We start from the raw sequence: 415 nt of genomic DNA, 5'->3' as shown, positions 1-415 counted from the left end.
CTTTCGTGGGATATTGTTGCGACGGTGCATTAGCTGAGTGACTAGTTCGTTTGGTAAATGGCGAAAATCTAGCTTCTTACTAAGACCATCACGACGTAAGATGCCGTTATTATTTTCGTTTAACCCTCGTTGATTGGGAGCACCGACTTCTGCAAAATAGGTATGAAGATCATACTTATTGGCTATCTCTCGCCATCCAGCGAACTCTTTACCATTGTCAAAAGTAATTGATTTAACAAAGTGACGTGGCAGTTTAGCGAGCCATTGATCAAGCTGGCAATTCACTGCTTCGTCTGTTTTATGATGAATATTAAGGACAACCATTACTTTGGACTGTCGCTCTACTAGCGTCATTACCGCTCCGCGGTGAGCTTTACCTTGAACTGTATCAGCTTCAAAGTGCCCAAATTCATGT

Annotated in this window: 1 protein-coding gene; it reads right to left on the bottom strand. The window is 42.4% G+C overall.

The features are described from left to right. A partial coding sequence (locus AACL61_RS07940; RefSeq protein WP_339111208.1) for an IS30 family transposase occupies positions 1-415 on the bottom strand: 415 nt, incomplete at both ends.

It is taken from the genome of Limosilactobacillus reuteri subsp. porcinus (assembly GCF_036621895.1).
Lineage (GTDB): Bacteria > Bacillota > Bacilli > Lactobacillales > Lactobacillaceae > Limosilactobacillus > Limosilactobacillus reuteri_J.
This window is presented reverse-complemented; position numbering and strand designations above follow the sequence as displayed.